The sequence below is a fragment of the Microvirga tunisiensis genome (genome assembly GCF_009296175.1).
In the GTDB taxonomy this organism is placed as follows: domain Bacteria; phylum Pseudomonadota; class Alphaproteobacteria; order Rhizobiales; family Beijerinckiaceae; genus Microvirga; species Microvirga tunisiensis.
In genome coordinates this window covers 1-8647 of sequence record NZ_VOSK01000266.1, presented here as the reverse complement: position 1 = coordinate 8647, position 8647 = coordinate 1, and the positions used below count along the sequence as shown (strand labels likewise).

The window sequence follows — 8647 nt, the reverse complement described above, 5'->3', positions numbered from 1 at the left end:
ATGTGAGAAAAACGTCTTCGGCAGTCCGACAGGCGTTTGTGGAACACTCTTTCCAGCCCTGACCACGTCCAGATTCGGCGTTACAAAATGGATCGGTTGGAGGGTGGACGCATGTTGAAGCCGTTCACGACGGAACGCCTTGCAATCCGTTAACTCGAACTCCAGGACGCCCCCGAACTGGCCAAGAGCAGCTCTTGTTCCGCCCCCCGCTTACGAACGCGGCAGCCCGGCCTCTTGGCTGGCCTGCATCAGCTCACGAAGAACCCTGCGCAACCCGTGCATCTGGTCGACGAGGCTCAAGATGATGCCGATCCCCTCATCATTGACGCCCATTTCGCGCCTCAGGTCGAGAATAAGCTGTGCCCGTGCCACATCGCCTTCGGAAAAGGCGAGGTCCGGGTCCCGCCGGGGCAACAGCCATCCTTCTTCGATCCATAGCTGAAGTGTGCCGGCATCAAGGTTGAGACGGACCTGCAGCTGCTCGATGGTCAGCATTCAAGCCTCCATGCCTTGACGCGGATTGTAAGAGGAGCCTGCCTGCCAGCCTTCCGCGAACGCCTCCAACTCAGCATCCGGTCGGTCCGGCAGCATGATCCTCAGCGCAGCGTAAAGGTCCCCATGTGTGCCGTCCGATCGAGGCGCCCCTTTCCCCTTCAGGCGCAGAACTTTTCCTGTGTTGCTCCCTTTCGGAATGCTCACCATCACGGGCCCTGTCGGCGTGGGCACCTGGATGCGAGCTCCTAGCACGGCCTCTTTCAACGTGATCGGCAGATCAAGCCGGATATCGTCGCCCTCGCGCCTGAACAGGCGGTGCGGACGCACATGGATCTCGATCAGCGCATTCCCGGGTGGGGCTCCGCCCGCGCCAGGCTCACCCCTGCCAACCAGCCGCAACACCTGGCCGTCATCAATGCCAGGCGGAACGTTGATTTCCAGAGATTGGCCGTTCGGCAAGGTCACTGCCTTGCGGGTGCCGTTGACCGCCTCGAGGAACTCGATCGAGAGGCGGAACCGCAGATCCCGTCCCGGCATCGGAGCGCGGGCCCGGTGCCCCGCCGCAGAAGCTCGGCCAAAATGTCCTGATCCATGAAATCAGCGAAGCCCGCGTCCGAGGTGTAAGGCTGCTCCGCGCTGTCAGCCGCAAAATCGCGGTAGTACCTCGGTTGGGGCCGCTCTGCGCCGGAGGCATCGATCTCGCCGCTGTCAAAACGGGCCCGTTTCTCAGGGTCACTCAGCAGACCATAGGCAGAGGAGATCGCTTTGAAGCGATCCAAGGCCTGGGGATCGCCAGGGTTCAGGTCCGGGTGGGACTTCTTGGCCAGCCGGCGGTAAGCTTTCTGGATCTCGTCGGCCGACGCATCGGGTGCGACACCGAGCAATTCGTAAGGGGATTCGGCCACGACCTCCCTCCTACAACCAAGCATCTCACTCCAGGAAAAGGGATCATCCTTCGACTCGGGTTAAGAACGCGAAGCGGGAGCCGTAGATCCTTGCCTCGGCCTTGTTGACGTAAGGTTCAAACAACAAGGAAGCAGCAGACCGCGCCAGCTGGAACCTCTCCGTGTTTCCGGCATTGGGGAAGCGCTCTACTCTGTCTGAAGCCGTTTGGGCTTTTCAAGCAGGAGGGTCACATGTCTCATCCAGCATGGAACTTGGATTGGCGAAGGCACATGTTGGCCGGTGTTCTGGCCGCTCTGACACTGGCCCCGCTGCCAGCCGCCGCGCAGCAGGTTCCGACCGATTTTACAGAGATCGTGAAGCAGAAGATGCCCGCTGTTGTCGCAATCACGACGCAGCAGCGGGTCGAAGAACAGGAGCAGGCGCAATCGCTGCCGGATGACCTGCCCTTCCGCGAGTTCTTCCGCCGCTACTATGGCGAGCCCTCAGGGCCGCGTCCGCAGCAGCCCCGGCAGGCGCTCGGATCAGGCTTTGTCATCAGCCCCGACGGGTACATCGTCACCAACAATCACGTGGTCGAGGATGCGGCCGAGATCCATGTCGTGTTCGGGGAGCGGAACAACGTCCCGGCCAAGCTTGTCGGCCGGGATCCGGCAACCGACATTGCCGTGCTGAAGGTCGACCCGCCGCCCAACATGGCAATCGCCACATGGGGCGACTCGGATGCCGCCGAACCAGGCTCGTGGGTGATCGCGATCGGCAGCCCGTTTGGCCTCGGCGGCACCGTGACGGTCGGGGTGGTGTCCGCCCGCTCCCGCGACATCCGTTCGGGTCCGTATGACGACTACATCCAGACCGATGCCTCCATCAACCGGGGCAACTCGGGCGGGCCGCTGTTCAATGCCCGTGGCGAGGTTATCGGCGTCAACACCGCCATCTTCTCGCCGTCCGGTGTCAACATCGGGATTGGCTTTGCTGTCCCCGCTCGCACGGCTCAAGCCGTCGCGGATCAACTGATCCGCACCGGCCGGGTTGAGCGGGGTTATGTTGGGCTGCGCCTGCAGGAGTTGACCCGAGCGATTGCCCAGGCGCTTGGCCGGGCAGACGACAAGGGCGTGCTCGTTGCTTCGGTGGAGCCTGGCAGCCCGGCCGAGAAGGCTGGTTTCAGGACCGGCGATGTGGTCACGCAGTTCGACCGAAAGCCGGTCGCCAGTGGACGCGACCTCTCCCGTACCGTAGCTGCCATGAAACCCGGCACCCGGGCACCGGCGACCGTAATTCGCGACGGCAAAACCGAGGAACTGACCGTCGTCATCGGCCAGCGCAGCGACGAGCAAGCCACCGAGCCCGCGGCTCTCAGCGGGGCTGACGGCGGCAAGCGGCTTGGTCTGGCGCTCAGCCCGATTCCTGAGGCGGCCCGGGGCCAACTGGGATTGGAGCCCGGCACGTCAGGCGTCCTGATCCAGCGGGTCGAGCCGAACAGTCCGGCGGCCCAAGCAGGCCTCAGGCAAGGGGATGTGATTGTCTCGGCCAACAATCAGCCTGTAATCGCACCGACGGATGTGGCGAAGGCCTGGACACACGCGCAGGGGCAAAAGAGGCCGGTCCTCCTGCGCGTGAAGCGCGAAGATCAGTATCTGTTCGTCGCCGTCGAGGCGTAGCGATACAGGAGCCCTGGTGATGCCACGGCTCCTGTACCTCGCTGACCCGAAGAGAGCGCCTTTATTGAGGGCTGCCGCTGCCAGGCTCCGCGGCATCCTTCGTCATGCCGCGGCTGATGCTCCCCGTGGCTTCAACGTCGAGAGCCTGCCCGGGTATGATCATGGGACCGGTCATGCCAAACCTGACGAATCCGTTGCAGCCGTCGTGGAGCGGACCAACAGCCGTCTCCTGTGGAAGGCAGTGGGCCGGGAGATCCTGGGCAAAGTCTGGAACCGAGTAGCCAGAGGCCGCAACACCCAGAGCTGCCGTCGCCAAGGCGCTTGGAAGCACACGTTTTAGCATGTCATCCTCCTCTGCGAATTCGATGGGATGATCTCTGTCTGAAAAATCGCAGGCCGGCGCTGGGTTCCCGAGGGAACATGGGCTCGGACGGCGTTACATGGGCTTGGCGCGACCCTCAGGCTTTAGTGAGAAGTAAGCTGTTCTCGGGAGCAAAGGCGTCCCGAAATGCAGGGAATGGTTGGATGGAGCACAGCTTCCAGGACCTCTTGGAAATCTTGAAGCGTCACATCGGCTTCTTACCTCCCCCAGAGCCCGAGCATCGACTAACTCTACGAGTAGCCAACACCAGAATTCGTTCTTGAGTGACCTGATGACGGTTGTAAACAGGAGGCAGCTTCCATGCTTGTGACGGGCCAGAAACGGCGGATCTGTGTTCGCTTTACGACGTGCCTCACGGCAATGGCTTTGACGTTTCAGATCAGTCAGGCCCATGCCATCGAAGGCGGCGCTCTCGCCCAGGCCAACGACCAACTCGCTCGCGCAACGGTCGCGGTCGGCACTGTCCTTCAGCCCGATGCCGACCTCCGGTTCAGTCATTGCTCAGGAGCACTGATCGGCCCGGATCTCGTTCTCACGGCAGCGCACTGCGTCAGAGGCAATCCGGTGGGAGCAGCCGTATTATTTTATCAGGGAAGCCGACCGGTCCTCTCGCCGTACCGGGTGGCCGCTGTTTCTCGCTATGCTTTCGGGCCGGGCCGCCTCGCCTCCCGCGATCTGGCGGACATGCTCAACGAGATTTCCCTAAGCAGATTTCAGCGGGGTGGCCAACGGATGCTGTCTGTGATTCCATCTTGTGGTTTAGTTCGGGATGCGGATCATGGCAGGTAAATCCCCTGTTGTTGCAAGCGCCGCGCAGCGGCGGGACCTCATGGCCCTCAGCCACTCGCGGGATCGGGGTGAGGCGGATCGGGCGCGGGCGCTCCTGCTGACCCTAGCAGGCTGGACGAGCCCGCGGATCGCCGAGGCCTTCGGCGTGCGCGAGGATACCGTGCGGCTCTGGCGCAGCGCTTTCATGGAGGGTGGGGTCGACGCCCTGCGGCGATCCGTTGCCCTGGGGCCAGCTCCGGTCAAGGCCGAGCAGGCGCTCGCGGTGGCCGAGGCGGTTTTGTCGGGACCAGTGGCGGATCGCCCCAACTGGACCTTGCCGCGGCTGGCCGACGAGAGCGAGAAGCGCTCCGGCGTGCGCATCTCGCGCTCATGCCTCTCAGTCGTGTTGCGGCAAAAGGGGGCTTTCCGCTGGCGCCGGCCGCGCCATACCCTGAAGGGCCGCCAGGACGCACAAGCCGTGGATCGCGCCGGCCTGCGCCGCAAGCTCCTGAAGGCGCAAGCCGAGGCGGGCGACATCGTGCTCTTGTTCGGAGATGAGTCCGAAGCGCTCACCCATCCCGATCTGGCCCATGCCTGGGCCAAGAAAGGTGCGGATCTGCGCATTCCAGCGCCCGGCCAAGCCGCCAAGGTGGCGATGCTCGGTCTGCTCGACTGGGCACCGCGTGAACTGATTGTGCGCACCAGCCGGAGCAAGCGCAGTGCCGATTTCATCGCGCTTCTGGACCAGATCGATACGCAGTATGGCCCGATGCCCGGCCGTGCGCAGAAACCGATCGTGCTCGTCCTCGACAACGGCCCGATCCACACCTGCAAGGTGACGCGCGCCGCCCTCGCTGAACGGGCCTCCTGGCTCACGGTCGAATGGCTGCCGAGATACACGCCGGAGCTCAACGACATCGAAGAGCTCTGGCGCGATCTGAAGCGGCATCATCTTGCTCACCAGACTTTCTCAGGGCCGGAAAGCCTCGATGCCGCCATTCACGAGGCCACCATGAAACTCAATCGCGAACGACATCGCCATCCGTTGGCTAGCCACCGGATCGCTGCTTAGATATCGCAGTGCTGCGCCTGGCTGCGCCCGTCAGGGGACGAGCTCCCTTGAGGCTTGCCGGCAATCCGCAGCGCATTCCATCCACCTTGCGGTTGGCTGGTGTTGGCCTTTCTGGGCGGACTGCCGGAACGCTGAAGACCGCCACATTGAAGCCTCTGGCCATATCGGAGACAGGGCTGATCATCGCACGCACGGTCGGAGCCCGGGTGTGTACCGGCGACTCGGGAGGCCCGGTCGTGATCCCGGGCCGGAACGGTCCGCTGCTTTGGGGTGTCGCCAGCGCCGTCATCACGCCCCAGGCGCCTTGCGGAAACATCCTCATGATTGCCCCTGCCAAAGTGGGCGGCCAGCAATCGTGAATGCGCCCATACCGCGATAGGGGGCAGGCTTGAGCACTAAGCAGCCATCCGGCGCTGGGTGGTCAGGCAGGCGCCTACCCCGTCGGGCTGGCTGGAGTCCGCCGCGTTCGAGAGACTATCCTCGGACGACAACGCCGGCTCCTGCCTGCAAGATCCCACGCGGCTCGCCATAGATCCGGAGCCATTCGAAGCCGTGCTTGTAGCGCAGATCCATCAGCGGACGCAGCTCAGGCTGCGCCAGGTCCATGATGGTCGCGTCGCGCCAGCGCCTCTTCGCGGGATGCCAGCGCGAGAACGGCCAGAGCCGCTTCACCTCCTCCTCCACTTGCAGCACGATTTTGCCACCGATCGTGCGGCGAAGGGTGAACCGTCCAGTCAGGGGCATCGGTTCCTCCGTCTCGTTCGCTTCGTTACTCCTCCCGCTGCCCCAGAAGAGACAGCAGAAGCTGGAAGAGGTTGAGGAAGTTGAGGTAGAGGCTCAGCGCCCCGAACACCCTGCTCGTGAGAGCGGCGTCCCCATGGGCAAGCCCCGCGACGTACTCCTCCTTGATCCGCTGCGTGTCCCATGCGGTCAGGCCCGCAAACACGACCAAGCCAACGATCGTGATCATGAACTGCAGGGCCGAACTCGCGAGGAACAGGTTGACCAGCGAAGCAAGGATCAACCCGACCAGTCCCATGATGAGGAACGAGCCCCAGCCGGACAAATGGCTCCGCGTGGTATAGCCCCACAGGCTCAAGGCGCCGAAGGCCGTTGCGGTGATGAAGAAGACGCGTGTGACGCTCTCGCCCGTATAGGCCTGGACCAAAGCTGCAAGGCCGACTCCCTGGAGAGCCGTGATGCCCCAGTAGATCCCCTGGAGGCCGACGGAGGACAGGCTCTGCACGCCCAACGATGCGATCAGGATCAGCCCCAAGGGAGCCAGCAGGGTGATCCAACCAAGCGGCGTCAGCTCGCGCGGACTGGAATAGAAAAGATCGCCAAAGGCGGTGTTCGCCACCGCGTAGGCGACGGCACCGCTGAGGGCAAGCCCGAGCATCAGGTAGTTGTAGACGCCGATCATGTGCGCCCGCAGGCCGGCGTCGAACGCAACTTGCGACCGAGAAAATGTGCCCGGCCCGAATCCATATGGCACCGGGCGAGAATTGTCATTCAGCCAAGACATGACAAACCTCTTCAAGTGAGTTGCCGATCAGGTTCAGCGACGACTTGAGGAGGCTCGTACGGATCTCGCCCGAAGGGACTGTCCGGCCCCGCGATGTGGCGCGAGATGGGCCGTCATGAGCCTCTTCAGAGTGCATCGGCCAGGCCGTACTATGGGAGTCCAGCCTGACACAGCAAAAATGAGAATTGGCTGCAACGCTTGCAAGAGGAGTTATCCGATGATGTGAGAAAATAGCGGGATCCTTCGCCAAAGCGGGAAGGCCAACGCAGCCGAGCACCCGCCTTCACCTTCCTAGCCAGCCGCAAGACCAGCAAGCAGCCAATGCAGATATCCGGGACGTTCTCCTTAGTATTCCATTTCAGAATTCACGCGTGCCCTCGAGAACATTCAGCATGATACCCGAAACCGGATTTCGCCTTCTGCCTTGTATCCGAACAATCAAAATTCTTTCGATCCGCTGCAGCCCTTGCCTCCGAGGAGAGCATGAGGTCCTGCCAGGCGACAGCACGCTAAGCTGCCACGAAGCTCAAGAGCAGCCTGCAAGAAGCCCCACATTGTTTAAGGGGCCTCATTCGAACAAAGCAAACTCGCTCCAGCCCCGTTCTCGCTATGGGAGCATTCGGCAAATCATGTTAAGCCAGACCTAAGTTATCCAACTCGGGTAACTCGGCCCCTCGTCGTGTGTGAGCGGCCTACGGCGGTCCGTGCGATCCTGCGGCGGATCTCGGCGCCCCGCCGTCTTCGACTAACACCGTGTACGCTCGTCGTGCTTCGCCGCCGGCGCGCATTGCGCGGATTAGATCCACTCTGCTGCCCGGACAGTTCGCTCGCGAGCCTGATCTCTTGCCTGTCCGTCTCATTGGTCAGCGGCTTACGACATGCTTCAGGATACCGGATGGACGTTAGAAAGCTGAACAGCATGGGGTTAGACAACAGCGTAGTGCCGCCGGACACAACGCTTGCTAAAACGAATGGTGTCAGTATCGTCATCTGCTGATCTCTTCATAGCGTGGGGAAGATCCGGTGGCCGGGCCTCAGGCCGGCCACACGGACAAAGCGTGTCAGGAACGTAGGGTGATGCAAGGGTAGGTTTTCCCACTCCTTCCAGGCCCAGCCTTATGCCGCGATTTCGTGGCTCGCCCGCCCCGTGCCGCTCACCGTGACGTCGCCGATCATCAGGCCCATGGGGCCCGCATGCACGGGCACGGTCTCGCCGTCCCGGATCTCGCCGGCGAGGATCAGTTCCGCCAGCGGATCCTGCACGTGCTTCTGGATCACGCGCTTCAAGGGACGTGCGCCGTAAGCCGGGTCGTAGCCCTTGTCGGCGAGCCAGTTGCGCGCTTCCTCGTCGAGCTGCAGCACGATCTTGCGATCCTCCAGCAGCTTCTGCAGGCGGCGCATCTGGATGTCGACGATCGCGCCCATCTCGCTGCGCTTCAGCCGGTGGAACAGGATGATCTCGTCCACGCGGTTGAGGAACTCGGGCCGGAAATGCGAGCGCACCACGCCCATGACTTCTTCCCGCACCGCATCGGTGTCCTGGCCCTCGGGCTGGTTCACCAGATATTCGGCGCCGAGATTCGACGTCATGATGATCAGCGTGTTGCGGAAGTCCACGGTGCGGCCTTGGCCGTCCGTGAGGCGCCCGTCGTCGAGCACCTGCAGCAGGACGTTGAACACGTCCGGATGCGCCTTCTCGATCTCGTCGAACAGAACCACCTGGTACGGCCTGCGGCGGACCGCTTCGGTGAGCGCGCCGCCCTCCTCGTAGCCGACATAGCCCGGAGGCGCGCCGATGAGGCGGGCGACCGAGTGCTTCTCCATGTATTCCGACATGTCGA

The 8647-nt window shown here is 62.9% G+C and carries 9 protein-coding genes and 1 pseudogene; 4 read left to right on the top strand and 6 right to left on the bottom strand.

Going from position 1 to position 8647, the window contains the following annotated elements:
- Positions 1-210 precede the first annotated feature (210 nt).
- Together FS320_RS33015 and FS320_RS51015 are read right to left on the bottom strand one after the other, a co-directional pair.
- Positions 211-495, bottom strand: coding sequence for a chaperone modulator CbpM (locus FS320_RS33015; protein ID WP_192926372.1), 285 nt, complete (start codon positions 493-495; stop codon positions 211-213).
- Positions 496-1400: pseudogene (locus FS320_RS51015) on the bottom strand (DnaJ C-terminal domain-containing protein).
- 231 nt (positions 1401-1631) lie between these two features.
- On the opposite strand from FS320_RS51015, the gene FS320_RS33005 reads away from it, so the two are divergent.
- Entirely contained in the window at positions 1632-3059 is a 1428-nt protein-coding gene (locus FS320_RS33005; protein WP_152716646.1) for a DegQ family serine endoprotease, read from the top strand.
- Between the two features lie 61 nt (positions 3060-3120).
- Here FS320_RS33005 and FS320_RS33000 read toward each other — a convergent pair whose 3' ends face one another.
- A complete protein-coding gene (locus FS320_RS33000) occupies positions 3121-3402 on the bottom strand; it encodes a hypothetical protein (RefSeq protein ID WP_152716645.1) in 282 nt (93 codons plus the stop codon).
- 339 nt (positions 3403-3741) lie between these two features.
- On the opposite strand from FS320_RS33000, the gene FS320_RS32995 reads away from it, so the two are divergent.
- Genes FS320_RS32995 through FS320_RS32985 form a run of 3 tightly spaced genes read left to right on the top strand, consistent with a single transcriptional unit; the run spans position 3742 to position 5640 of the window.
- On the top strand, positions 3742-4230 hold the full coding sequence (locus FS320_RS32995; protein ID WP_244627546.1) for a trypsin-like serine protease: 489 nt from the start codon (positions 3742-3744) through the stop codon (positions 4228-4230).
- Entirely contained in the window at positions 4220-5281 is a 1062-nt protein-coding gene (locus FS320_RS32990) for an IS630 family transposase (protein ID WP_152716644.1), read from the top strand. The genes FS320_RS32995 and FS320_RS32990 overlap by 11 nt, the downstream gene beginning before the upstream one ends.
- Before the next feature lie 8 nt (positions 5282-5289).
- Entirely contained in the window at positions 5290-5640 is a 351-nt protein-coding gene (locus tag FS320_RS32985; protein WP_338105602.1) for a trypsin-like serine protease, read from the top strand.
- A gap of 115 nt (positions 5641-5755) precedes the next feature.
- Here FS320_RS32985 and FS320_RS32980 read toward each other — a convergent pair whose 3' ends face one another.
- The 3 genes from FS320_RS32980 to FS320_RS32970 form a co-directional block, all read right to left on the bottom strand.
- Positions 5756-6025, bottom strand: a complete 270-nt coding sequence (locus FS320_RS32980) for a hypothetical protein (protein WP_152716643.1) — start codon at positions 6023-6025, stop codon at positions 5756-5758.
- A 25-nt stretch (positions 6026-6050) separates the two neighbouring features.
- Positions 6051-6806 carry a Bax inhibitor-1/YccA family protein gene (locus FS320_RS32975; RefSeq protein WP_152716642.1) on the bottom strand — a complete coding sequence of 252 codons (756 nt, stop codon included), beginning with the start codon at positions 6804-6806 and terminating at the stop codon, positions 6051-6053.
- A 1116-nt stretch (positions 6807-7922) separates the two neighbouring features.
- Positions 7923-8647: AAA family ATPase (locus tag FS320_RS32970; RefSeq protein ID WP_152716641.1), on the bottom strand; the 725-nt coding region annotated here is incomplete at its 5' end.